Below are 24,469 nucleotides of genomic sequence, written 5' to 3' on the forward strand. Positions count from 1 at the left end.
CCCCCGCCGAGAGCCTGTTCGCGCTCTTTAAGGCCGGCTTTTCCTCACTGTTGGCGGAAGGTTGAACGCGGCGCGGGCCTCCGCCATTCGGACCCGCGCCGGACATCAATAAGAAGCGGCGCGCCGGCTCACCAGGTAGTCGCCGGTGAGAATCGGCGGGTAGCGACGGGCGTTGTCGTCGCCCACGCACTGATCAAGCACGCGGATTTCCGCGTCGTTGTCCGGGTCGTTGAAAAAGGCCACCGAATAGCGGGCCCGACCACCACCGGCGTGTTCGGGTAGACGCACGCGGTGCAAGGTGGAGCGGTACACATCGTTGGTCCAGCGGGCCATGATGTCGCCGGTGTTGATCACCACGCCGCCCGGCACCGGGTCCACGGGTACCCACTTACCGGCACCGTCGCGCACTTCCAGGCCACCAATGTCATCCTGGAACAGCAGCGTCACGCTGCCATAGTCGGTGTGTCCGCCGGCCCGCGCCTGGCCACGCTCGGCCTCGAACGCCGGCGGCAGCGGCGGATAATGGAGCAACCGCAGAATCTGGCTGTGGGTGCGATGGCGGTCGCGAAAGTAGCCGGGCTCGGTGCCCAGCCCCAGCTCGAACGCTTCCAACACCTGCATGGACAGATCCGACACCGCGGCAAAAAAGTCCTCCACCGTGGCCCGGAACGCCGCCTGCCCGGATGGCCAGCGATTAACGTGGCCGTACAGACCGGGCTCGCGAATCTGAAAGCTCTCTTTCAAGTCCGGCGCGCGCTTGACGTCCAGACGCTCCTTGCCCACCGCCACATAACCGGTGTTGGCATCGGTATCGTCGTAGGCGAAGGCGGCTTCCGCCTTGACCGCGTCCGGCAGCGCGAAAAAGTCACGCTGGGCCTGGAACAGCGTGGTCAACCGGGCCTCCGGAAGGCCGTGCCCCACCAGACACATAAAGCCCACGTCACGGGCGGCGCGGTCAACCGCCGCCACCACCTTGGCTCGCTCACTCTCGCCCCCCTTCAAGAAGGGCGCGAAATCGATCACCGGGACGCGGGTAACGCTCATGGCAACACCGGTTCCTCGGGCAGGAATTCCAGGGTATAGGCCTGCTTGTAATCCAGGTCCTCGGGCACCATGCCGGCCTTGGCCATGAACTCGAAGGTGGCTTTCCAGCGCGCGTCGGTCATCACGCCCAGCCCCTTGGTCTTGGCGTCGCCACCGGCCACCAGGCCGTACTCCTTCATCTTCTCGATGCCGAAGGCGATCTGCTCATCGGTCATCTCCGGGTTGTCCTGTTTGATCAGTTCGTTGGCCGGCGCCGGGTTCTCGAAATAGCTCTTCCAGCCTTCCATGGAAGCCTGGACGAACTTGCGCAGCACCTCCGGCTGCTCCGCCACCATCTTGCGGGTGGTTTCCAAGGTCTGGGCGTAGGGCGGGTAACCGTATTCGGCGAACAGGAAGATCGACGGCGTCACGCCGCCTTTCTCCATGGCGTAGGGCTCGGACGTTACATAGCCCTGCTGCACCACGGACTTATCGGCGAGGAACGGCTGCACGCTGAAGGTATAGGGGCGGATCATGTCGTCGGTGAAACCATAGTTGGCTTCCAACCAGGGCCAGAACGTCTGCTTGGCACCGGAGAACACGTACACCGGATTGCCCTTGATCTCCTCCAGGGACTTCACGTGCGGGTGCGCCAGCAGCGCCTGCGGGTCGCTCTGGAACGGCGCGGCGATGGTCACCACCGGCAGATCCTGGACCAGGGATTTGATGTTGCGAATCGGATATCCCATGGTCACGTCCTGCTTGCCGGCCAGCAGCAGCTGAACGTTATTGACCTGCGGACCACCCATCTCGATGGACACATCCAGGCCGTACTTCTCGTAGATGCCGGTGGCCTTGGCCTGATAGAAACCGCCGTGCTCCGCCTGGGCAAACCAGTTGGTGCCGAACGTCAGCTCGGTGAGTTCCTCGGCGCCGGCGACGCCGGTGCCCAGCAGGCCCGCCCCCAGGACAAGCCCGGCCACGGTCCGTCGAACCCCCTTCCCGATGCCCTCGAAACGACTTTCTCGTGCCTTCTTCATGGTGCCAGCTCCATTATGTATACAGCTTGGTATCCAGTTCTGATGCCGATATCGACGCAAAGGCCGTGCCACCTTTGTGGGTATGGCCGGTTCCCTTGCAGGCCGGGACCTTACGCGCCCCGGCCCGGATTCCAGCGACGGCCAGGACGCGCCAGGTCGGTGCGTCCGGCCCGCTGTTGTGCACAAAAACGCCAACCATCAGGGCAGCACCGGCTCCTCGGGCAGGAACTCCAGGGTGTAGGCTTTCTTGTAATCCACGTCCTCGGACACCAGATCCGCGTCCACCATGAACTGGAAGGTCTTCTGCCAACGGGCATCGTTCATGTAGCCGATCCCCTCTTCCCCCGCATCGCCGCCGGTGACAATGCCGTATTCCTTGAGCTTTTCGAGGCCGAACGCCAACTGCGCATCGGTCATCTCCGGATTGTCCTTCTGGATCAGCTCGTTACCCGGCGCCGGGTTTTCCAGGTAGCTCTTCCAGCCCTCCATGGTCGCCTGCACGAAACGCCGCACCAGATCCGGATTGCTTTCCACCAGCTCCCGCCGCGTCTCCAGCGTGGCCGCGTACGGCGGATAACCGTTATCCGCGAACAGGAAGAAATTCGGCGTCACCCCGCCCTTCTCGGCGGCAAACGGCTCGGAACTCACATAGGCCTGCTGCACCAGTTCCTTGTCCGCCAGGAACGGCCCCAGGCTGAAGGTGTAAGGCTTGGCCTGAGCATCCGTGAAACCGTACTCGGACTGCAGCCAGGGCCAGTAGGTGGAACGGGCCGAGGTGGAAATCAGCACGGTGCGATCACCCACCTCCTCCAGGGACTTCACGTGCGGATGAGCAATCAGCCCCTGCGGGTCCTTCTGGAAGCAGGCCGCCACGCTCACCACCGGCAACCCCTCGCTCACCGCTTTGATGTTGCGCAGCGGGTAGCCCATGGTGAAGTCGTACTGCCCGGCCACCAGCAACTGCAGGCCATTCACCTGGGGGCCGCCCATCTTGATGTTCACGTCCAGGTCGTACTTGTCGTAGATGCCGGTGGCCTTGGCCTGATAGAAACCGCCGTGCTCGGCCTGGGCGTACCAGCTGGTGCCGATGGTCACTTCATCGGCGGCCCGGGCGGTGCCCGCGCCCACGCCCAGCGCCACCGCCATCAAAGTGGCGCCCAGGCGCCCGTAGGTTCGAAGAGTGGATATCACGCGCATGCTTGTTGCTCCGGTTGCATTGGTTCTTTTCGTATACAAGCAACCTTCATGCCCGCCCCGAATGCACCAACTTGGTTTCCGTTCTTAATTTCCGTAGGCGGCCAACTCCACGGAGGCGGGCTCCGGCCGGACCTGCCCGGCCAGACGCGCTACCCGCGCCCCCAACGCCCGAGCAATGGCCCGCTCGTTATCGTCCACTCCCCGGGTGCCATCGAACCCGGTCACCGCCGACGCCCCATAGGGCGACCCGCCCTTCACCGTGCGTACCAGCTCCGGCACGCTGTGCGGCACCCCCACCAGCACCATCCCATGCTGAAAAAACGGCAACAGCAGATTAATCAACGTGATCTCATTGCCCGAATGCATGCCCCCGGTGGAAGTGAAAGCGGCGCCCACCTTGCCGATCAGCGCACCACGCCGCCACAACGGCGCCACCTCATCGATGAAAGCGCGCAACGGCGTGCTCATCAGCCCATAGCGGGTTGGTGAGCCCCAGACGATGCCTCGCGCCCACTCCAGATCCTCCCCGGTGGCCCGGGGCAAAGCCCGGTATTCCGCCAGGGTGGCCTGAAAATCCGACCGCTCCGGGTCCACGCTGTACTCCGGCTCCTCGATGTCCACCCGGCACAGACGCACTTCCGCCCCTTCCTGTTCGGCGCCACGCGCCACCGCGCGGGCCAGCTCCAGGGTGGTGCCGTAACGGGAATCGCAGATCACGCAGACGCGCATCGGTTCTTGCATGAGGGTATCTCCAGCGTTGTCGCATGCCCGGCCCGGGCCATTTTCTGTATACAGGCAAGCCCCATGCCACGCTCCAGATCATCACCCGGAGCGCTCACCGCGTAACCGAAAGGGCTCTGACCCGAAACATCCCGGCGCACCTGCATGGCGCAAAATACAGGGTGTCGCACCATTTGCGAGCCCATCAATCCGGGCTTGCCGGTCGGTGCCAGACTGGTTTAAATCATGTATACATTTTTAGGAAAAGGACCCCCATGGGCGACTCTCTGCTGATCCGCGCCAGCCTGCTGAACCCGGTGCACGCCGACCGCTGGGATTTCCACCGGGAAGGCGGCCTGCTGCTGCACGGCGATCGCATCGTCGACGCCGGCCCGCTGACGCGCTTCCGCGATCATCCGGCAAGCCGGGTGCTGGACGTGGACGGCGTGCTGGTGCCCGGCTTCGTGGACGTGCACATCCACTGGGTACAGCACCATGTGCGCGGGCGCTTCCAGAGCGACCTGATGGAATGGCTGCGCGAGCACATCTGGCCCGAGGAAGCCGGCTTCGAGGCGGACGACTTCGCACGCCGCCATGCCCGCGCCTTTTTCGCCGACACGGTCCGCGCCGGCACCACCCTGGGCATGGCCTACTCCAGCCCGCACCTGAGTGCCCTGCGGCTGGCCGGCGAGGAGGCCCGCGGCGACTGGCTGTTGGGCAACGCCATCATGGAGAAGGCGGCACCGGAGCCGTTGCGCCGGGCCAGTCCGGACAACGTGGATCAGGTGGCACCGCTGTTGGAACAGCTCGGTCGCGAGCGTTACGCCATCACGCCGCGCTTCGCGCTCAACTGCAGCGCCGGGCTGATGCGTGACCTGGGAGAGCTGGCGCGCCGCGAGAACGCCTTCGTGCAGACCCATCTGTCGGAATCAGTGAACGAGATCCGCGAGATCCGCGCCGCCTTCCCGGAGGCGGAGGACTACACCGACGTGTACGACCGGGCCGGCCTGTTGGGGCCACGCTCGGTGCTGGGCCACTGCATCCATCTGTCGGAGCGGGAACATGACACCCTGGCCCGGCGCCGCGCCTGGATCGCCCACTGCCCGTCCAGCAATGAGGCCCTGGGCAGCGGGCGCATGGATCTGGCGGCGGTACGCCGCCATGGCACCCGCTATGCGCTGGCCTCGGACGTGGGCGCCGGGCCCAGCCACAGCATGCTGCACGTCATGCAGCGTTTCCTGGCCCAGCATCGCCAGGCCGGCGAAGCCGTCGCGCCCCAGGAGGCCCTCTACCGCGCGACCCTGGCCGGCGCCGAATGCCTGGGGCGCGGCGACCGCGCCGGTAGCCTTACCTCGGGCAGGCGCGCGGACTTCGTGGTGTTGCCGGCGCCGGACGCTGGCGTGGCCGCCGAGGACTGGTTCGAGGAATTGCTGAGCGGCGAGGCCCGGGATCTGGAGACCCGGCCCCTGCAAACCTGGATTGGCGGCGCGCCGGTCTAGGACCTGTTAACAGGCCCTAGACCCGGGCCGCCAGGCGCAGGGCGGCGATGCGGTTCACCTGGGCCACCGCCGTGGCCCGTTCCGTGTCCGGATCGTTGCGCACCCGCGCTTCGAAGGCGGCAAGAATGTCGCGACGATGCAGGCCGCGCACCGCCAGAATGAAGGGAAACCGGAAACGCGCCTTGTATTCCTCGTTGAGCGCCTGGAAGCGCTCGAATTCCTCCACCGTGCACTGATCCAGGCCGGCACCGGCCTGTTCGGCGCTGGAGTCGGCGGTGAGCGCCTCGCCCACCGCCAGCCTGCCGGCCAGGTCCGGGTGGGCGCGCAGCACCGCCAGTTGGGCCGCCGCGTCGGCGGCGTCGAACACCGCCGCCAGCCGCGCGGCCAGGGCCGCCGGGGAGTCGTCGTCCTCGCCCAGGCCCTGCCGGTGGGCCTGGCGGGCGATCCAGGGGGAGTGTTCATAGACGTCGCCATAGCAGGCCACGAACGCCTCCTCGTCCAGGGTGCTGGGGCGTGGCGACAGCAACGGAGTATCAGCCATGGTGCTCCATCCAGTGGCGAGCGATGTCGATGCGGCGCGTCACCCAGACGTCTCGGTGGGCGCTCACATGCTTGAGAAATTTCTCCAGGGCAGCGGCTCGACCGGGACGCCCGGCGAGCCGGCAGTGCAAGCCCACCGACAGCATGCGCGGCTGCTCCGCGCCTTCCTGGTAGAGATAATCGAAGCTATCGCGCAGGTAGTTGAAGTACTGCTCGCCATTATTGAAGCCCGCCGGTGACGAAAAGCGCATGTCGTTCACGTCCAGGGTGTAGGGCACCACCAGATGGCGGCGATCGGCCACCCGAGTCCAGAACGGCAGTTCGTCGTTGTAGTCATCGGCGTCGTAAAGGAAACCGCCGTGCTCCACCACCAGGCGCCGGGTATTGGGGCTGGTGCGGCCGGTGTACCAGCCCAGGGGCGGGGCGCCGGCGGCGCGGGTCAGCGCCTCCACGGCGCGGCCGATGTGCTCCGCTTCCACCGCCTCGGGCACGTACTGATAGTCGATCCAGCGGTAACCGTGGCTGCAGATCTCATGGCCCTCGTCCACCAGGGCGCGGATGGCGTCCGGGTGGCGCTCGGCGGCCATGCCCACGGCGAACACGGTAAGCGGCATCCGGTAGCGGCGAAACAGGCGCATCAGCCGCCAAAGGCCCACCCGGCTGCCGTACTCGTAAAGCGATTCCATGCTCATGTGGCGCACGCCGGGACGGGCCTCGGCACCCACCATTTCCGAAAGGAAGGATTCCGAGGCGGCATCGCCGTGCAGCACGCAGTTCTCGCCACCTTCCTCGTAGTTGAGTACGAACTGCACCGCCAGCCGCGCGCCACCGGGCCAACGCGGGTCCGGTGGATGCGGCCCATAGCCGATCAGATCCCGGGGATAGTCCCCGCCGGAGCGTGCAGCCGCCATGGCGTTCCTCCTGATTCATGGGTGGTGACGGTGTCGTGGCGTTCACCGGGCTCGGATTGTACATGTATACATTTCTATGATTTTATTGTCGACATCGAAATGTACAAATTCGAGGAGCGGCCCATGGGGCGTCTTACCACGCATGTTCTCGACACTGCCTCGGGCCAGCCCGCCGCCGGCCTGGCGCTGCAGCTGTGGCGGCTGGATGACGGTGATTCACCGGCCCTGGTTTGCCAATGCAATACTGATGCCGACGGGCGCTGCCCGGCGCCACTGCTGGAGGGCGAGGCCCTGCGCCCGGGGCGCTACCAACTGGTATTCCAGGCCGGCGACCACTTCCGCCGCCAAGGCACCTCCCTGCCGGAGCCGGCGTTCCTGGATGAGGTGGTGGTGCGTTTCGGCGTCGCCGACGCGCAGCGTCACTACCATGTGCCACTGCTGCTTTCCCCCTACGGCTACAGCACCTACCGGGGAAGCTGATGGAAGCGCATTTGTATGAGTGGGCCAACCTGCTGATTCGCTGGCTGCACATCACCGTGGGCATCGCCTGGATCGGTGCCTCCTTCTACTTCAACTGGCTGGAAAATCAGCTCGAACGGCATGGCGACAAGCCGGACGGCGTGGAAGGCACCCTGTGGGCGATCCACGGCGGCGGCTTCTACCACCTGCAAAAATTCCAGGTGGCGCCGGCGCGGCTGCCGGAGCGTCTGCACTGGTTCAAATGGGAGGCCTACTACACCTGGATCAGCGGCGTTCTTTTGCTGGCGGTGGTCTATTACCTGAACGCGCGCACCAACCTGATCGACCCGTCCGTGGCGGAGCTGTCGCCGCTGGCCGCCAGCCTGATCGGCCTGGCCACCCTGGCGCTGAGCTGGCTGGTCTACGACGGCCTGTGCCGCTCGCCGCTGGGGCGCAAACCGGTGGCGCTGGCCGCCGTGCTGTTCGCGCTGCTGGTGCTACTGGCCTGGGGGCTGAGCCAGGTGTTCAGCGGTCGTGGCGCCTACATTCATGTGGGCGCGGCCATCGGCACCTGCATGGTGGCCAATGTGTTCTTCGTGATCATTCCCGGCCAGCGCGCCATGGTGGAAGCCATGAAAGCCGGTCGCGAGCCGGACGGCGCGCGGGGCCGGGCCGGCGCCCTGCGTTCCCGGCACAACAACTACCTGACCCTGCCGGTGCTGTTCATCATGATCAGCAACCACTTCCCAAGCACCTACGGCAGCGGCTGGAACTGGCTGATCCTAACCGCCCTGGCGCTGGCGGCCATCGTCATCCGCCATTACTTCAACGTGCGCCACCTGCCTGGCCGGCATTGGAGACTGATGCTCCTGGGCCTGGCCGGCCTGGCGGCGATCATCCTGGCCACCGCGCCCCGCGCCCCGCACCGCGAGGCCGGCGCCGACACCCCGCCGGTGGCCATGGAAGCGGTCAACACGGTGGTCGAGCAGCGCTGCGTCGCCTGCCACGCCGCCGCGCCCTCCTTCGCCGGCTTCACGGCGCCCCCCAAGGGGATTCGCCTGGACAGCGAAGCGGCCATCCGCCAGCACCGGGACCAGATCGGCCAGGTGGCGGTGCGCACCCGCATCATGCCGCCGGGCAACCTGACCGGCATGACCGACGACGAGCGCGCCCTGCTGGAGCGCTGGCTGAACCAGCCCGCCGGCACGCCCTGATCCGGCGGCGGGCGGCGGTTGCCCCGGCGCCACCCGGTGTATACATTTCGGGCTCGACCAGGGAGATTGAATCTATGGCAACGGCCCCCGATTCCGGCAAGCCGACCGCGGCCCAGGCCCTCGCGCCGGACCGCCACCGCAAGGCCAGCGACCAGAGCATCTATGACGCCATCTACGAGGCGGTGCTGACCCAGCGGCTACCGCCAGGCTCGCGATTGCCCGAAGTGGCCCTCAGCGAGTTGTTCGGGGTGAGCCGTTCGATCATCCGCAAGGCACTGACGCGGCTGGCTTCCGACCACGTCATCGAGCAACGCCCCAACCAGATGGCCATGGTGGCGCGCCCGGACGTGGAGGAAACCCGCCAGATCTTCGCCGCCCGCCGGCTGGTGGAAGGCGAGGTGATGCGGCTCACCGCCGGCACTCTGAGCAAGGCGCGCCTGCAGGAGCTGAAACGGCTGGTGAAGGACGAAAAAAGCGCCCACCAGAGCGGTCGCGACCAGGACCGGGTGCACTGCTCCATGGAAGTGCACCGTTTTCTGGCCCGGCACTGCCCCAATCAGGTGCTCGGGCGAATGATGCGCGAACTGGTACTGCGCACCTCCATCGTCATCGCCCTGTACAAGTCACCGGGCATGAGCGCCTGCTTCCTGGGCGACGACCACGCCCGGCTGGCGGAACTGATCGCCCAAGGCAAGGGGGACCAGGCGGCGGACCTGGCGCACCGGCATCTGCGCGCCCTGGAAGACCTGCTCGACCTGAACGAAGCCGACACCACCATCGATCTGGCCCGCATTCTGCGCCCGGAAACCTGAAGGCGCGGATTCCGGCACGGCTCCTGCTTGGATGCACCGCATACCGCCGACTGTATACAAAAAGGCCGAGAGGGCCGAGAGGAGAGCCGCCGCATGCCCCGCACCCTGCTGCTGAAGAACGCCACCGTGGTGGCCACCATGGACGATGAACAGCGCGAGATCGCCGATGGCGCCGTGCTGATCACCGACAACCGCATCACCGCCGTGGGCCCCACCGCCGAACTGCCCGCCGACGCCGACCAGGTGATCGACCTGAGCGGCCATGTGCTGATGCCGGGCCTGGTGAACACCCACCATCATATGTTCCAGTCGCTGACCCGGGCCCTGCCGGCGGCCCAGAACGCGGAGCTGTTCGACTGGCTCAGCGCCCTGTTCCCGGTGTGGGGCAACATCACCCCGGAGATGATGACGGTGTCCGCCCAGACCTCCATGGCGGAGCTGATGCTGTCCGGCTGCACCACGGCGGCGGACCATGCCTATTTCTACGTCAATGGCTCGCGCCTGGAAGACAACCTGGAAGCGGCCCGGCGCCTGGGCATGCGCTATCACGGCGTGCGCGGCGCCATCACCCTGGGCCAGAGCCAGGGCGGCCTGCCGCCGGATCACGTGGTTGAGCACGACGAGGACGCGGTGCTCAAGGAAATGCAGCGCGTGGTGGAAGCCCACCACGACCACGCCGACGACGCCATGATCCGCGTCGCCCTGGGCCCTTCCTCGCCATTTACCGTGAGCCCGGACCTGATGCGCCAGAGCGCCGTACTGGCCCGGGACCTGGGTGTGCTGATGCACACCCACACCGCCGAGAACAACAAGGACCTGGCGTTCAGTCAGGAACGCTACGGCATGACGCCGGCCCAGTTCGCCGAGGAAACCGGCTGGGTCGGCGAGGACGTCTGGCACGCCCACTGCGTGCACCTGGACGACCACGGCATCAAGCTGTTCGGTCGCACCGGCACCGGCGTCGCCCACTGCCCCTGTTCGAACATGCGCCTGGCCTCGGGCATCGCGCCGATCCGCAAGATGCTCGATCACGACGTCAAGGTGGGCCTGGGCGTGGACGGCACCGCCTCCAACGACGGCAACGACCTGCTCGGCGAGGCCCGTCAGGCGATGCTGGTGGCGCGGGTGCGCCACGAGGACCCCACCGCCATGAGCGCCCGGGAAGCCCTGTGGCTGGCCACCCGGGGCGGCGCCCGGGTGCTCGGCCGCGACGACAACATCGGCCGGCTGGCGCCGGGCTACTGCGCCGACCTGATCGCCTTCGACCTGAGCGACATCGCCTACGCCGGCGGCCAGATCGACCCGCTTGCCTCGCTGCTGTTCTCGGCGCCGCGCCGGGTCGCCTACAGCATCATCAACGGCCGCACCGTGGTGGACCGGGGCCGGCTTACCCCCATCGAGCTACCGGTGCTGGTGGAGCAACACAATCGCCTGGCCCGGCAACTGGTCGACGGCTGACATGGCCACCCGGCTGCGCGTTCATTCGCCGGCGGTGCTCTACTTCGACGCGGTGCGTCGCGCCGGCTCCATCCGTGAAGCGGCGCGCCGCCTGCATGTGGCGTCGTCGGCGGTGAACCGGCAGATACTCAAACTCGAGGATGAAATCGGCGCGCCCCTGTTCGAACGCCTGCCCGGCGGCCTCAAGCTCACCGCCGCCGGCGAGGTGTTCGCCCGCCACGCCATCGTGGTGCTGCAGGACGCGGAGCGGGCCCGCTCCGAACTGGACGCCCTCAAGGGGCTGCGCACCGGCCATGTCGAAGTGGCCACCGTGGAGGGCGTCACCACGGATCTGCTGCCGGTGGTGATCGGCCGCCTGCGCGAGGATTTCCCCAACATCACCATCGGCATCGCCACCCTGGGCTCCCAGGCGATTCCGGAAACCGTCACCAGCGGCACCGCCGATCTCGGGCTGGCGTTCGCCCTGCCGCGCACCGCCGAGCTGCGCCAGCTCACCCTGGCGCGCTTCCGGCTCGGCGCGGTGATGCCGCCGGACCATCCCCTGGCCGGTCGCGAGGAAGTCAGCGTGGCCACCTGCATGGCCTACCCCCTGGTATTGGCCAAACAGGACCTGTCCGTCCACCACCTGATGCGCCCCGCCATGGAGCGGGCCGGCGCCACCGCCCGGGGCGTGGTGCGCTCGGGCTCGGTGGAGTTGAGCAAGGAGCTGGCCCGCCGCGGCATCGGCATCGCCTTCCAGACCCGCATCGGCCTGGAGACGGACCTCAACCGGGGCAGCCTGGTGCACCTGCCACTCAACGACGCCGGTCCGGTGTACAGCGACCTGGGCATCTACGCCCGCGCCGGTCGGGCCCTGCCGGTGGCGGTGGACGCCTTCGCCCGCCTGCTGGGCGAGGAAATGGCCCGCCGCGAGGCCGCCGAGGCGGCGCTGTTGCCAGCCCCCACCTGATTCAACCGGGCCCGCCCGCGGCCGATGCCGATTCGGCATCACCGTGGTCGATATTCTCTGCTTTGGCGGACAGCCGGCCGGGCGCACACTGAATTCCGGATCAATGACCGCCAGCCTTGCCCGGAGGGCAAACCACCATGAACGCCGATTTCGAAGCGATGCGAGTGTCCCAGGGCGCCCTGCCCATTATCGACGTGTCCGGCCTGCGCTCCCCGGACCCGGCGGAGCGCCGGGCGGTGGGTCGGGCACTGCGCGCCGCCTGCGCCGACAAGGGCTTTTTCTACATTCGCAATCATGGCGTCGACCCGGCTCTGCAGGCCCGGGTGTTCGACGCCAGCCGGCGCTTCTTCGCCCGTCCCATGGAAGAGAAGAACCGGGTCGGCATGGCGCACTCCGCCGCCAACCGGGGCTACGACCCATTGCGTGGACAGACCCTGGAAGCCGGCGCGCCGCCGGATCTGAAGGAAAGTTACTACATGGGCGAGGAACGGGGCCCGGACGACCCCAAGGTGAAAGCCGGCAAGTTCAACCATGGCCCCAATCAATGGCCCGAAGGGGTGGTGGATTTCCGCCCGGCCATCGAGGCCTATTACCGGGAAATGACCGCGCTCAGCGAATTGATCATGCGCGGCCTGGCCCTGTCCCTGGATCTCGACGAGCACTACTTCGACGACTTCTGCGTGGAGCCCCAGGCCATCGTGCGGCTGCTGCACTATCCGCCCCAGCCCGCCAACCCGGCGCCCAACGAAAAGGGCTGCGGCGCGCACACGGATTTCGGCGGCATCACCCTGTTACTGCAGGACGACAACCCCGGGCTGCAGGTCTGGAACCAGACCCGCGGCACCTGGATTCATGCCGACCCGGTGCCCGGTACCTACGTGGTCAACCTGGGCGACATGATCGCCCGCTGGACCAACGACCGTTACCGCTCGACGCTGCACCGGGTAGTGAACATCTCCGGCCAGGAACGCTACTCCATTCCGTTCTTCTACTCCGGCAACCCGGACCACGAAGTACGCTGCCTGCCCGGCTGCCTGGCCGCCGGCGAGCAGCCCAAGTACCCGCCAGTGACCGTGGAACAGCACATCATCGACATGTACCGGCGCACCTATGCGTGAAGGCATGCCTGAGCACCTGATTCTGATTCACGGTGCCTGGGCCGGCGCCTGGGTGTGGGAGCGTCTGCTGGCACCGCTGCGCGCCGCCGGCTTCCAGCCCCATGCCGTGGACCTGCCCGGCAATGGCCACGGCCCCCGCGGCGAGCTGGACGCCGGCCTCGACGACTACGAAAACAGCGTGCTGGAAACGCTGGCGGCACTGCCTGGCCGCGTCGGCCTGGTGGCCCATTCCGGTGGTGGCGTCACCGCTACCCGGGTGGCGGAACGGGCGCCGCAACGGATCGCCGGGGTCGCCTATGTGGCCGGCATGATGCTGCCCTCCGGCATGGGCTTCGCGGAACTGACCGCGCCGCTCAAAACCGCCGACCCGGACGCCGCCGGCATCGTGCCGCACCTGCAATGGGACGCCGAACGCCGCGCCAGCCGGGTACCGCCGGAGGCGGCCCGGGCGATCTTCTTCCAGGACCTGCCGGACGCCGTGGCCGAGCAAGCCGCGCGGCGACTCACCGCGCAACCGGAAAAGGCCCGTGCCGCCGCCCCGCGCTGGAGCACGGAACGCTTCGGCCGGGTGCGCCGGCTGTATGTGGAAGCCCTCCGCGACCGCTCCGTGGTGCCCGCCGCGCAGCGTCGCATGCAGGCCCTGGTACCCGGCGCCCGGGTGGTGTCCCTGGACACCGGCCATGCCCCCCAGGTGTCCGCCCCCGACGACCTCGCCGCCAGCCTGACTGATTTTTTCGCCTCGTCGAGACCGTGACGGGCATGCCCATTGCATACCGAACTGTATACATAATTATTATCGAGGAGTGACGCCATGACGTTCCGTGCCCTGCGATCCATATTGCTCGCCTTGGGGGTAAGTGCCCTGTCCGCCACCGCCGGCGCCGCCGACAAAATCCGCTGGTTGAACGACTGGCTGCCCGCCGGCGACAAGGCGGTGATCTATCTGGCCGTGCAGGAAGGCCTGTTCGAGGACGCCGGCATCGAGGTGGAAATCAACAGTGGCCGTGGCTCCAGCGACGTGGTCACCAAGCTGGGCACCGGTGCCGCCGACATGGGCACCGGCGGTCTGTCCGCCCTGCTCCAGGCCCAGGCCGGGGCCGAGGTGCCGGTGACCGCGGTGATGTCGATCTACACCAAACAACCGGACGCGGTGTTCGTCGCCAAGGGCGCCGGCATCGACCGCCTGCAGGACCTGAAGGGCAAGACCCTGGCCACCGCCACTTTCTCCGCCTCCAACGTGACCTGGCCGCTGGTGCTGGAAGCCAACGGCATGGAGCCGGACGCGGTGAAGGTGCTCAAGGTGGACCCGGGCGCGATGGGCCCAATGTTCGCCACCGGTCGGGTGGACGGCACCATCAACTGGATCACCAAGCTGCCCGCCTTCGAGGCCCTGATGAACGACGCCGGCAAGGAGATCAAGGTGCTGCCCTGGTCCGAATACGGCTTCAATGGCTATGGCCTGTCGGTGTTCGCCTCCGACCGCCTGATCCAGGAGAACCCGGCGCTGGTGGCCAAGGTGCTCGATATCTACAAGAAGGCCCTGCGCATCGCCATCGATGACCCGGCCAAGGCCGGCGCCGCCCTCAAGGCTATGGTGCCGGACGTGGACGCGGACATCGCCGCCGAGGAATTCGCCGCCTCCGCGCGCCTGATCGATACCGACGTCGCCGGACAGGATGGCCTGGGCGCCTTCGAGCCGGAATTGCTGGCGGAGACCTGGCGCTGGGTGGCCAAGGCCCAGGATCTGCCCGAGGACAGCCTGGACCCGGAAACCTCGGTGACCCGCGAGTTCATCCCGGAGTAACGCCATGACCACCCGCATCGAACCGGACGGCAGCCGCCCGGCGATCCGCTTCGACCGCGTCGGCCAGGTATTCAACGGGTCCGACGGCGGCAGCGTGACCGCCCTGGAGGACGTCAGCTTCACCCTGCACCGCCACGAATTCGTGGCGGTGATCGGGCCCTCCGGCTGCGGCAAGTCCACCCTGCTGCGCATCATCGCCGGGCTGGTGAAACCCACCGGCGGCCAGGCGGAAATCTACGGCCTGCCGGTGACCGGCCCCCGCGAGGAAGTGGGCATCGTGTTCCAGCAGCCCACCCTGCTGCCGTGGCTGAACGTGCGCGACAACGTGACCTTCCCGATGAAACACAAGCATGGCCGGGTCACCCAGGCGGAGAAGCAACGGGCCGCGGAACTGCTCGCCATGGTCGGCCTGGAGGACTTCGCCACCCGCCGCCCCAACGAGCTGTCCGGCGGCATGCAGCAGCGCGTCGGCATCGCCCGCGCCCTGCTCCACGACCCGGACATCCTGCTCATGGACGAGCCGTTCTCGGCACTGGACGCCCTGACCCGGGATGAAATGAGCTTCGAACTGCTGCGCATCTGGACCGAGCGGCCCAAAACCGTGTTGTTCATCACCCATTCCATTCCCGAGGCCCTGTTGCTGGCCGACCGCATCCTGGTGATGTCGGCGCGCCCGGGCCGGGTGCGGGAGATCATCGACGTGGGCCTGGCCCGGCCCCGTTCCATGCAGACGCTGTCGGAGCCCCGCTTCCATGAAATCGCCAACCATATCCGCGCCCAGGTCTTCCGACCGGCGGCGCTGGCCTGACATGGGGCGCGCCCTTCTCAAGGTGCTCGACCGGGGTGCCCCGCTGTTCGCGTCGCTGCTTCTACTGCTGATCTGGGAACTGGGGTGCCGGCTGTTCCAGGTGCCCTCCTACCTGCTGCCGGCGCCCAGCGCCATCGTCCAGGGCGCCCTGCCCGTTTCCCTGGAAAGCTGGCTGGGCCACATCTGGGCCACCCTGCGGGTAAGCCTGCAGGGCTACGCCCTGGCGGTGATCATAGGCATTCCGCTGGCGGTGGCCCTGGCCAACAGCCGACTGTTGTCGCGCACCCTGTATCCGCAGCTGGTGATCATCCAGTCCACGCCGATCGTGGCGGTGGCGCCGATCATCGTGGTGGTGCTCGGCGCCGGCGACGCGCCCCGGGTGGCGATCACCTTTCTGATCACCTTCTTCCCGATCGTGGTGTCCACGGTCACCGGCCTGCTGGCGACGCCACCGGCGATGCTTGAGCTGTCCCGCTCGCTGGGCGCCAGCCGGCTGCGCGAGGTGAAGAACATCCAGTTGCCGTTCGCGGTGCCCTACATCTTCTCGGCGCTGCGCATCTCCGTGACCCTGGCGATCATCGGCGCGGTGGTGGCGGAGTTCGTGGCCGCCGAGGACGGCCTGGGCTTCTTCATCGCCTTTTCCACGTCCTTCTTCAAGGTACCCCAGGCATTCGCCGCCCTGGGCGTGCTGGTCACCCTGAGCCTGGTACTGTTCCAGTTGGTGTCCCTGACCCAGCGCCTGCTGTTCCCCTGGAGCCTGCCCGACGCGGAGAAATAACATGAGCGACACCCTGGCGGTCCTGGACCACGAACACTATCTGCGCCTCGCCTTCCAGGTGGCGCAACGGGCCCTGGAGGCTGGCGGCCACCCGTTCGGCGCCCTGCTCGCCGGGCCGGACGGCGAGATTCTGATGGAGCAGGAAAACGCCTTCCTGCCCGATCACGACATGACCGGCCACGCCGAGCGGGTGTTGATGACCCGCGCCTCCACCGCCTGGTCGCCGGACTTTCTCGCCGGCTGCACGATGTACACCTCCGCGGAGCCCTGCGCCATGTGCGCCGGCGCCGCCTATTGGACCGGCGTCGGTCGGGTGGTCTACGGCCTGTCCGAAAAGCGCCTCAAGGCACTCACCGGCGACCATCCGGAAAACCCCACCCTTGACCTGCCCTGCCGGTGTGTGTTCAACGCCGGGCAACGCCAGATAGAGGTGATAGGCCCACTACTGGAAGATGAAGCGGCGGTCCTGCACCGACGGTTTTGGGCCACGCCATGATTCTTTCACCAGCGGATCAGCAACTTTTCCAGCAGCTCCACCAAGTAGTATAGAACAATGCTTATCAGTGTGAGGATCGCCAGGGCGGCGAACGCCAGGGCGGTCTTCGACTGGGCCGTGGAGGTGAGAATCAGATAACCCAAGCCTTCCTCCGAACCCACGAATTCACCGATTACCGCGCCGATCACCGCCAGGGTAATGGCCACCTTGCAGCCCACCATGATCGACGGCAAGGCCACCGGCAGCCGTACCCGGCGAAACACTTGCCAGGGCCCCGCCTGCATCGATGTCATCAGATGCAGCATGGACGTCGGTGTGGACCGCAGCCCGGCAACGGTATTGACCACGATGGGGAAAAAGCACACCAGAAAGACCACCATCACCTTCGGTGCAATACCAAACCCCACCCATAACGTAATCAATGGCGCCACCGCCACCTTGGGCACGGACTGCAGCGCCAGCAGCACCGGATACAGGGTGTAATGCAGCGCCGGCACATACACCACCAGAACGGAAACCGGTAAGGCAATGGCCACCGCCACCAGGAAGCCCAGTACCGTTTCATACAAGGTGACCCAACTGTGCTGGAACAGCTCGGTACGCCAGTCCAGAGCGGTACTGCCCACCGCCGTGGGGGCCGGCAGAATCCATTCCTCGATATCCATTCCCTGAACCAACAGCTGCCAGCCGACCAGCAAGGTCGCCAGACTTATGCACGGCAACACCAACCGTGCCCATTCGGAACGCCAGAATCTGGCCATGTTAAAACTCCGGTTACGATGCGGCGCGCTGACGCTGGGCGAAGATCAGCCCGCGGATATGGTGAGTAAGCTCTCGGAATGCCGGTAGCAGTTCAGTATCCGGCCCACGCGGACGGGGCAGATCGATGCGGATAATTTCAAGAATGCGCCCGGGCCGGGGCGACATCACCACCACGGTGTCGGAAAGCAACACCGCTTCATTGATATCGTGGGTAATCAGCAAGGCAGTCTTGCGATCACGCTCCCAGATGCGCAGCATTTCCAGAGACAGTTCCTCCCGGGTCAACGCATCCAGAGCACCAAATGGCTCATCCATCAGCAGCACACGGGGGTCCGGCAGCAGCGCACGGCAGATGGCCGCGCGCTGCTTCATACCACCGGACAGATCACCCGGGCGCCGGTCCTCGAAGCCGGACAAACCGGACATGGCCAACAGTTCCTGCGCCCGCGCACGGCTCTCTTCACGCGGTAGCTTGTACAACTCCGCCGGCATCATCACGTTCTCCAGCACCGTCAACCAGGGCAGCAGCACATGCTCCTGAAATACGATGCCCACCTCCCGGCTGGGAGTGGCCAACGGACGGCCATCACGGAACACCTGCCCGGCACTGGGTTGCTCCAGAGCCGCCAGAATTCGCAACAAGGTGGATTTACCGCAGCCGGACGCGCCCACAATGGACACGAAGCTACCCTCCGGCACATCCAGGCTCACCTTATCCAGAGCCTGGATATCACCGCCACGAACCGGATAGACCTTGGACAAGTTTCGGGCCGACAGCATCGGCGGTGAGATTGTTTCAGTCATGATTGATTCCTCTGACGAATGGCCCGGCATCGCTTACTGACCGACAAAGCCCGGCGCATAGAGGTCCTCGACCCCAACCGGGTGCTTCAGATCAAACGCCGAGCCCACCACCTGCAGGGTCTTGGCGATCATGTCCGGGTCGATTTCACCCATCGGCAGGCCATCGGGCTGTTCCGCCAGAGCCTTGACCATCCGGGTTTCTCCGGCACCGATATCGGTATCCACCTGTCGGTGGTAGCCGTGCAGAATCTCTCCGGCTTCTTGAGGATGCGCGAACGCGTAGTTCATCCCCTTAATGGTGGCGGACACGAAACGTCGCACCAGATCCGGGTTCTCGGCGATGGTTTCCTCGGAGGCAATCAGACCATTGCCGTAATAGCTCAACCCCACATCTTCATAGGCAAGTCGCACCAGCTTTTTCGGCGCCACTGCCTTCTCCAACAGCGGCTCGCCGACCACGAACTGGCCGATGGCATCGGCCCGCCCGGTGCTCAACAGGCTGGGCAACGCGCTGCCATCGGCCACCACCCAACCCACCTTTGAGGGGTCGATGCCAGCATCGGCGGCATAGGCACCGAATAAAGCGGGGATCGCGCTGAACGCGGTGTCAGCCACCTTCCGGCCCTGCAAATCCTCGGGTTTCTCGATACCCGAACCTTCCAAGGCATAGATGGCATGGGGCGGACGGACATAGACCACCGCCACCATTTTCACCGGCACCTGATCATTGCCGCGCGCCAGCACCAATGAGCCCGCATCGGCGAAACCCAGCCGGGCATTGCCATTGGCCACTTTTTTAATGGCATCGGAAGACCCCTGCCCCCGAACAATGTTCACGGCCAGCCCCTGCTCTTCATAAAAGCCTTTCTTATCGGCGACAAAAAAATAAGCGTGACGGCCATTGATCCCGAAGTCGGTCACGAACGTGATTTCCTCCGCCACCGCGCCGGCGCTGATCAATGCCAGACAGGCGCCGAAGGCCAACCGTAAGCTTTTTATCCAACTCATAGCGATGCTCCGAAAACCGGTAAAAATGACCCGCCCAAACCGAACTCCAGGCGGATAAGTACCCCTATCGTCTGCAGAGCCTGTGCCAGCGCCGCCGATCTCCAGGGCGCCCGGCGGCAAGCTCTTGAGAAACCTGCTTTTTTCGCTCTCCAGCATCGAGATGGCCGCGACGACATGGCCATCACCAAGGCCCCACCTTTGTGCACGCCGCCGCCCCAAAGCACCATAATTGAACATATAAATCTATATTTGACTGAATAAATCTTTAATGGTCACATATAGAACATATATGGCCACAAGCATTCAATTGGAGAACATCATGCCCGACGACGCTTCCCCCGAAATCTACGATTTATTGATTGAAAACGGCCACCTTCTGGACCCGGCTTCCGGTCTCGACCAAGTGGGTTTTCTGGCGGTACATCACGGCCGCATTTTGTCCGCCGGGCCCCGCCCTCCGGCGGGGCGCCCCCGCCAACGCATCGATGCCAGCGGCCGACTGGTCTGCCCCGGCCTGATCGACATGCATGTCCATGTTTACGAATGGGTAACCAATTTCGGGGTGCATGCCGACGATGCGGGTGTCCACGCGGGCATCACCACGGTGGTGGATCAGGGCAGTTCCGGCGCCTGGACGTTTGGCGGGTTCAACGCCCATGTGATCGAGCCATCACGCACCGATGTGCGCGCCTTTGTCTCCATCAATGTGGCCGGCGCGTTAATGGGCGGAATGAAAGGCGATATTCTGCATAACCCTCAGATGACCGATGGCGACAGTCTGGTCAAACTCGTGCAACAGTTCCCTGAGCGTGTTAAGGGCATTAAATGCCACTGCGAATCCGGAGCCCTTTCACACTGGGGCACCGAGGTCCTCACCCACGCCAGCCAGGTGGGCCGCGACGCGGATATTCCCCTTTATGTTCATACCGGCGAGCTGTTCCCGGTGGTCGAGCAACAGCGGCCAAGCGCCGATGAAGTGTTTCCCAGCATGCTGCCACTGCTCAAACCCGGCGACATGCTCGCGCACATCTACAGCTGCATGCCCGACGGCATCGTCGGTAACGCCGATACCGTGCCTGAAGCCGTGCTGCAGGCACGCGATAAGGGCGTGTATTTCGATATCGGTTACGGGCTGAACTTCAGCTACCGCATCGCGCGCATGATGCTGGCCGCCGATATTGCGCCGTTTACTATCAGCAGCGACGTGCACGGCGACTTCAACGCTTTCCACGACAACAGCAAACTCAACTACAGCTTGTACGGTGCCATGACCCGGCTGTGGGCATTGGGAATGCCGTTAAGAGAAGTGATCGCCGCCACCACCTGGCACCCCGCTCGCATGCTGCGCGAAGAGGGTGAAATCGGCACGCTGACCCCTGGCTCCCGAGCCGACCTGAGTCTCATCGAGATCGACACAACGCCCCGCGAGCTGTACGACGGGCGCGGCGAAACACTCACCACCGAGCAGACCCTGCTGCCCTGGCTAACGGTGCGCGCCGGCCAGCCCATCGTGCCACACCGGCGACTGCTTACGGACCTGCTGCCCGACGCCGCCCGAGTCACCCAACAAGAGAGACTGTCATGATGGATACCCAGGACATTGAATTCGAGAACACTCGCGTGCGTTTGTACCGTGCCGGGCAGGGTCCTCGACTATTGCTGATTCACGGCATCGGCCCGGGCACCTCGATACCCGCCAACTTCGGCACCGTGATCCCGGCCCTGGCGGAGCACTACAGCGTGGTTGGCATGGATCTGATCGGCTTCGGCGGGTCCGAACGAAAAAGCACGGCGCCGTTTTTTGATTTTCCCCTGTGGTGCCGCCAGGCTCGCTTCGTGGCCGACACCCTGGGCGCCGATGAGCTGCGAATTTGGGGGCAATCCCTGGGTGGCGCCATGGCATTGCAGGTCGCCTCCGAAATGCCATCGGTGACCCGGGTGATCACCACCGGCACCGGCGGCGGCAAACAAACACTCAACCCCGCCCTGGAGCGATTCTGGACCTTCCCGCCCAGCGCCGAGGCGTTGCGCGAGGCGTTGCTCAGTTCCATGTACGACACCTCCGGAATCACCGATGAAGTGGTGCGCGAACGGTTTGAAACCCTTCAGCAAGGGGGCATTGGCGACTACTTCAGCGCCATGATGGCCGGTGATAAACAGGCGCTGCTGGATTCGGTCTACCTGTCTCCGAAGGTTTTGAACAACGTCCAGGCCAGAGTACTGCTTCTGCATGGTCGCGACGATGTTCCGGTGCCCTACCGGGACACCACCTTGCATCTTCTCGACCATCTACCCACCGCGGAGGCCGTCATCCTGAGCCGTTGCGGGCACAATCCGGCCCGCGAACACACAGACCGCACTCTGAGCCTGGCGCTGGAACATCTGCGCTAAGTTCGATTACCATCAGCCGCGCCGCTCGCGGTAAGCGGGCGGCGTTACTTTGGCCACGAGCAGAACGGTATGAAACAGCCTCCGCGCAAGGACTCCTACCTGCAATCCCTGGAGAAGGGTCTCGCGGTGTTGGACAGCTTCACGGAAGGCACCACCTCCCTCAGTATCAGCGATATCGCCGAGCGCACCGGGCAGGACCGGGCTTCCGCGCGGCGCGCCATTCTCACCCTCACTCATCTGGGCTACACCCGCCTGGACGGCCGCCGCTTCTCCATGACGCCGAAAGTGCTGTCACTGGGCCATCGCTATTTGTCCTCACTGCCGTTCCTACCGCTCGCCCAGCGCATCATCGAGGAACTGGCGGACGAGATGCAGGAGACCGTTTCGGTCGGCGCGCTGGACGATAACGATGTGGTGTTTCTGTGTCGCGTGGCGGCTCGCCGTTTTCTGAGTTTCGACGCCAGCGTCGGCAGTCGTGTGCCGGCCCATCTCCATTCCATGGGCCAGGTCCTGCTCGCTACCCTTCCGGAAGCACAACGTGATGCGATTCTGGCGACGCTCGACTACCGCCAATACACCCCCCACTCGGTCACCGACCCCGACCAATTACGAGAGCAGTTGAAGGTCGTCGCGGAACAGGGCTGGGCCTTTACCAATCAGCAATACGAGGAAGGCTACTGTGGTATCGCCATTCCTCTGTTTGACGCCGACGGCCATGCCATGGCCGCCCTCAACGTCAGTTTCGCCGCTGGCCAACGAGCTCTGGAACGGGCCCGCGAAGATGTTCTGCCGCGCCTGAAACTGGCCGGCCGCCGTATTCAATCCCCTGGGGTGTAAACCTCCCGCCCCTGGCGACAATAACGCTTTGGCATTAACATATAACCACTTTCCTGACCCTTCTCGCGCCCTCGCCAACGGGCGCCCCGTGGTTGTTTCGCCGGAGTATTCCATGACCCTCTGGACGCGCCTGCTGCCGTTCCTCGGCTGGCCCCGTCCCACCCGCCAATCCCTGCGCCAGGATTTGTTCGCCGGCCTCACCGTGGGCCTGGTGCTGGTACCTCAGGCGCTGGCCTACGCCACCCTGGCCGGTATGCCGCCGGTCACCGGCCTGTACGCCGCCCTGCTACCCGGGGTGGTGGGCATCCTGTGGGGCTCCTCGCCGCTGCTGGCGGTGGGCCCGGTGGCGCTCACCAGCCTGCTGACCTTCGCCGCCATCAGCCCCATGGCCACGCCGGAAAGCGGCGAATGGGTGACCCTGGCGATCTGGCTGGCGATCTATTCCGGGTTGATCCAGTTCCTGCTCGGCGCTCTGCGCCTGGGGCTGATCGCCAACTTCGTCTCCAACGCGGTGATCACCGGCTTTCTCAACGCCGCCGCCCTGATCATCCTGGTGTCCCAGTTGCCCGCTCTGTTGGGCGTGGACGGTGGCGGCCTCCGGAGCGCCTTCACGGCTCTGGGCGGCCACCTGGCCCACCCGGACCCGGCCTGGCTATGGACCCTGGCCTTCGGCCCCGGCGCCATGCTGCTGCTATGGCTGCAAAAACGCTGGCTGCCACGCGCGCCCGGGGTGCTGGTGGTGTGCGTGCTGGGTATCGCCGCCAGCGCCCTGCTCGGCTATGCCGGCCTGGGCGGCGCCGTGGTTGGCGCGGTGCCCGCCGGCCTGCCGGAATTCGGCTGGCCCGCCAGCCTGACCCTGGAGCAACACCGGGCACTGCTGCCGGCGGCCCTGATCATCGCCCTGATCAGCTTCACCGAGGCCATGTCCAGCGCCCGCTCGCTGCCGTCCCCGGACGGCCGCCTGTGGGATCAGAACCAGGAACTGGTGGGCCAGGGGCTGGCCAAGGTGGCCAGCGGCCTGAGCGGCGCCTTCCCGGTCAGCGGTTCGTTCTCGCGCACCGCCCTGAACCGCTACGTGGGCGCCAACAGCGGCTGGTCGGCGCTGTTCGCCGCACTGTGCACCCTGCTGTGTCTGCTGTTCTTCACCGGCTATCTGCAGCACCTGCCGCGGGCCATCCTGGCGGCGATCATCATGGTGCCGGTGTTCGGGCTGATCAGCCCGATGGCGTTCGTACGCCTGTGGCGCGCCTCCGTGGACGATGGCCTGGTGGGCCTGGCCACCTTCGTGGTGACCCTGGTGTCGGTGCCCTACCTGCACTGGGGCGTGTTCACCGGCTTCGTGCTGGCGATGCTGTTCTTCCTCTACCGGCGCGCCCACCCGCGCCTGATCGAGCTGGGCCTGCACCCGGCCGGCACCCTGCGCGACCGGCGCCTGCACGACCTGCCGCCGCTGGCGCCCGGGGTGCTGTCGCTGCGCCTGGATGCTTCGCTCACCTACCTGACCGCGCCCTTGCTGGATCGCTTCGTGCGCCAGCGGCTACGGGCCGAGCCGGATATCCAGGTGGTACTGATCTGCGCCTCGGCGATGAACGCCATGGACGCCACCGGCGTGGAAACCCTGGAGCGGCTGCACCGGGACCTGGCCGGGCGCGGCGTGCGCCTGGCCTTTTCCGGGGTCAAGAAACAAGTCCGGGACGTCATGAAACACACTGGCTTGCTGGCCCGGCTCGGCGAGGACAACCTGTTCGTCAACAACCGGGACGCTATCGAGGCACTCGGCGGCCCTGGAACCGCCACCGGCTGAGCCGGTCGAACAGAACCGGACCACCGCTCGACGAGGA

General features: G+C 65.8%; 25 protein-coding genes. 16 read left to right on the top strand and 9 right to left on the bottom strand.

The genetic code is table 11. The features are described 5' to 3' along the window. Nucleotides 1-105: 105 nt before the first annotated feature. The 4 genes from ACLD02_RS15555 to wrbA all read right to left on the bottom strand — a co-directional run bounded on the left by ACLD02_RS15555 (nt 106) and on the right by wrbA (nt 4,001). Entirely contained in the window at nt 106-1,044 is a 939-nt protein-coding gene (locus ACLD02_RS15555) for an isopenicillin N synthase family dioxygenase (protein ID WP_203105826.1), read from the bottom strand. Further along, nucleotides 1,041-2,063: an ABC transporter substrate-binding protein gene (locus tag ACLD02_RS15560; protein ID WP_410299107.1), complete on the bottom strand. Its 1,023-nt coding sequence runs from the start codon at nt 2,061-2,063 to the stop codon at nt 1,041-1,043. The genes ACLD02_RS15555 and ACLD02_RS15560 overlap by 4 nt, the downstream gene beginning before the upstream one ends. Nucleotides 2,064-2,261: 198 nt before the next feature. Next, nucleotides 2,262-3,260 carry an ABC transporter substrate-binding protein gene (locus ACLD02_RS15565; protein ID WP_410299108.1) on the bottom strand — a complete coding sequence of 333 codons (999 nt, stop codon included), beginning with the start codon at nt 3,258-3,260 and terminating at the stop codon, nt 2,262-2,264. Between the two features lie 84 nt (nt 3,261-3,344). Next, nucleotides 3,345-4,001: an NAD(P)H:quinone oxidoreductase gene (gene wrbA / locus ACLD02_RS15570; protein ID WP_410299109.1), complete on the bottom strand. Its 657-nt coding sequence runs from the start codon at nt 3,999-4,001 to the stop codon at nt 3,345-3,347. Between the two features lie 254 nt (nt 4,002-4,255). Here wrbA and ACLD02_RS15575 point away from each other — a divergent pair, with 254 nt between their 5' ends. Continuing rightward, nucleotides 4,256-5,479, top strand: a complete 1,224-nt coding sequence (locus ACLD02_RS15575) for an amidohydrolase family protein (protein WP_203105830.1) — start codon at nt 4,256-4,258, stop codon at nt 5,477-5,479. 16 nt (nt 5,480-5,495) lie between these two features. On the opposite strand, the gene uraD is transcribed toward ACLD02_RS15575, so the two are convergent. Together uraD and puuE are read right to left on the bottom strand one after the other, a co-directional pair. Continuing rightward, the gene (uraD, locus tag ACLD02_RS15580; RefSeq protein WP_410299110.1) at nt 5,496-6,020 is read right to left on the bottom strand and encodes a 2-oxo-4-hydroxy-4-carboxy-5-ureidoimidazoline decarboxylase; all 525 of its coding nucleotides are present in this window, start codon (nt 6,018-6,020) and stop codon (nt 5,496-5,498) included. Continuing rightward, on the bottom strand, nt 6,013-6,930 hold the full coding sequence (gene puuE / locus ACLD02_RS15585; protein WP_203105832.1) for an allantoinase PuuE: 918 nt from the start codon (nt 6,928-6,930) through the stop codon (nt 6,013-6,015). The genes uraD and puuE overlap by 8 nt, the downstream gene beginning before the upstream one ends. Before the next feature lie 123 nt (nt 6,931-7,053). On the opposite strand from puuE, the gene uraH reads away from it, so the two are divergent. The 11 genes from uraH to ACLD02_RS15640 all read left to right on the top strand — a co-directional run bounded on the left by uraH (nt 7,054) and on the right by ACLD02_RS15640 (nt 16,826). After that, the gene (uraH, locus tag ACLD02_RS15590) at nt 7,054-7,410 is read left to right on the top strand and encodes a hydroxyisourate hydrolase (RefSeq protein WP_203105833.1); all 357 of its coding nucleotides are present in this window, start codon (nt 7,054-7,056) and stop codon (nt 7,408-7,410) included. Further along, the gene (locus tag ACLD02_RS15595) at nt 7,410-8,603 is read left to right on the top strand and encodes a urate hydroxylase PuuD (RefSeq protein WP_410299111.1); all 1,194 of its coding nucleotides are present in this window, start codon (nt 7,410-7,412) and stop codon (nt 8,601-8,603) included. Before uraH ends, ACLD02_RS15595 begins: the two co-directional genes overlap by 1 nt. 74 nt (nt 8,604-8,677) lie before the next feature. After that, a complete protein-coding gene (locus ACLD02_RS15600; protein ID WP_203105835.1) occupies nt 8,678-9,415 on the top strand; it encodes a GntR family transcriptional regulator in 738 nt (245 codons plus the stop codon). Nucleotides 9,416-9,508: 93 nt separating this feature from the next. After that, complete coding sequence (locus ACLD02_RS15605) at nt 9,509-10,873, top strand: 8-oxoguanine deaminase (protein ID WP_410299112.1); 1,365 nt, start codon at nt 9,509-9,511, stop codon at nt 10,871-10,873. A gap of 1 nt (nt 10,874) precedes the next feature. Continuing rightward, nucleotides 10,875-11,822, top strand: a complete 948-nt coding sequence (locus ACLD02_RS15610) for a LysR family transcriptional regulator (protein WP_410299113.1) — start codon at nt 10,875-10,877, stop codon at nt 11,820-11,822. 137 nt (nt 11,823-11,959) lie between these two features. Next, nucleotides 11,960-12,940: an isopenicillin N synthase family dioxygenase gene (locus ACLD02_RS15615; RefSeq protein WP_410299114.1), complete on the top strand. Its 981-nt coding sequence runs from the start codon at nt 11,960-11,962 to the stop codon at nt 12,938-12,940. A 4-nt stretch (nt 12,941-12,944) separates the two neighbouring features. Next, nucleotides 12,945-13,694, top strand: coding sequence for an alpha/beta fold hydrolase (locus ACLD02_RS15620; RefSeq protein ID WP_410299115.1), 750 nt, complete (start codon nt 12,945-12,947; stop codon nt 13,692-13,694). Between the two features lie 57 nt (nt 13,695-13,751). Beyond that, entirely contained in the window at nt 13,752-14,744 is a 993-nt protein-coding gene (locus tag ACLD02_RS15625) for an ABC transporter substrate-binding protein (protein ID WP_203105840.1), read from the top strand. Between the two features lie 4 nt (nt 14,745-14,748). Beyond that, the gene (locus tag ACLD02_RS15630) at nt 14,749-15,552 is read left to right on the top strand and encodes an ABC transporter ATP-binding protein (RefSeq protein ID WP_203105841.1); all 804 of its coding nucleotides are present in this window, start codon (nt 14,749-14,751) and stop codon (nt 15,550-15,552) included. Nucleotide 15,553: 1 nt separating this feature from the next. After that, nucleotides 15,554-16,330 carry an ABC transporter permease gene (locus ACLD02_RS15635; protein ID WP_410299116.1) on the top strand — a complete coding sequence of 259 codons (777 nt, stop codon included), beginning with the start codon at nt 15,554-15,556 and terminating at the stop codon, nt 16,328-16,330. A 1-nt stretch (nt 16,331) separates the two neighbouring features. Beyond that, a complete protein-coding gene (locus ACLD02_RS15640; RefSeq protein ID WP_203105843.1) occupies nt 16,332-16,826 on the top strand; it encodes a nucleoside deaminase in 495 nt (164 codons plus the stop codon). Nucleotides 16,827-16,831: 5 nt separating this feature from the next. Here the strand turns inward: ACLD02_RS15640 and ACLD02_RS15645 are convergent, their stop codons facing one another. Genes ACLD02_RS15645 through ACLD02_RS15655 form a run of 3 tightly spaced genes read right to left on the bottom strand, consistent with a single transcriptional unit; the run spans nt 16,832 to nt 19,400 of the window. Continuing rightward, nucleotides 16,832-17,587, bottom strand: a complete 756-nt coding sequence (locus ACLD02_RS15645; RefSeq protein WP_203105844.1) for an ABC transporter permease — start codon at nt 17,585-17,587, stop codon at nt 16,832-16,834. Nucleotides 17,588-17,600: 13 nt separating this feature from the next. Continuing rightward, the gene (locus tag ACLD02_RS15650; protein WP_203105845.1) at nt 17,601-18,392 is read right to left on the bottom strand and encodes an ABC transporter ATP-binding protein; all 792 of its coding nucleotides are present in this window, start codon (nt 18,390-18,392) and stop codon (nt 17,601-17,603) included. Nucleotides 18,393-18,425: 33 nt separating this feature from the next. After that, the gene (locus tag ACLD02_RS15655) at nt 18,426-19,400 is read right to left on the bottom strand and encodes an ABC transporter substrate-binding protein (protein WP_410299117.1); all 975 of its coding nucleotides are present in this window, start codon (nt 19,398-19,400) and stop codon (nt 18,426-18,428) included. A gap of 319 nt (nt 19,401-19,719) precedes the next feature. Between ACLD02_RS15655 and ACLD02_RS15660 the strand changes: the two genes are divergently transcribed. The 4 genes from ACLD02_RS15660 (at nt 19,720) to ACLD02_RS15675 (ending at nt 24,432) form a co-directional block, all read left to right on the top strand. Then, nucleotides 19,720-20,985 (top strand): amidohydrolase family protein, encoded by a 1,266-nt coding sequence (locus ACLD02_RS15660; RefSeq protein ID WP_410299118.1) that lies wholly within the window; start codon nt 19,720-19,722, stop codon nt 20,983-20,985. Beyond that, complete coding sequence (locus ACLD02_RS15665) at nt 20,982-21,791, top strand: alpha/beta fold hydrolase (RefSeq protein WP_203105847.1); 810 nt, start codon at nt 20,982-20,984, stop codon at nt 21,789-21,791. Before ACLD02_RS15660 ends, ACLD02_RS15665 begins: the two co-directional genes overlap by 4 nt. 69 nt (nt 21,792-21,860) lie before the next feature. Further along, nucleotides 21,861-22,628 carry an IclR family transcriptional regulator C-terminal domain-containing protein gene (locus tag ACLD02_RS15670; RefSeq protein ID WP_203105848.1) on the top strand — a complete coding sequence of 256 codons (768 nt, stop codon included), beginning with the start codon at nt 21,861-21,863 and terminating at the stop codon, nt 22,626-22,628. Between the two features lie 112 nt (nt 22,629-22,740). Next, the gene (locus ACLD02_RS15675; RefSeq protein WP_203105849.1) at nt 22,741-24,432 is read left to right on the top strand and encodes a SulP family inorganic anion transporter; all 1,692 of its coding nucleotides are present in this window, start codon (nt 22,741-22,743) and stop codon (nt 24,430-24,432) included. Nucleotides 24,433-24,469 lie beyond the last annotated feature (37 nt).

The organism is Alloalcanivorax sp. C16-2, from assembly GCF_046507615.1.
GTDB lineage: Bacteria > Pseudomonadota > Gammaproteobacteria > Pseudomonadales > Alcanivoracaceae > Alloalcanivorax > Alloalcanivorax marinus_A.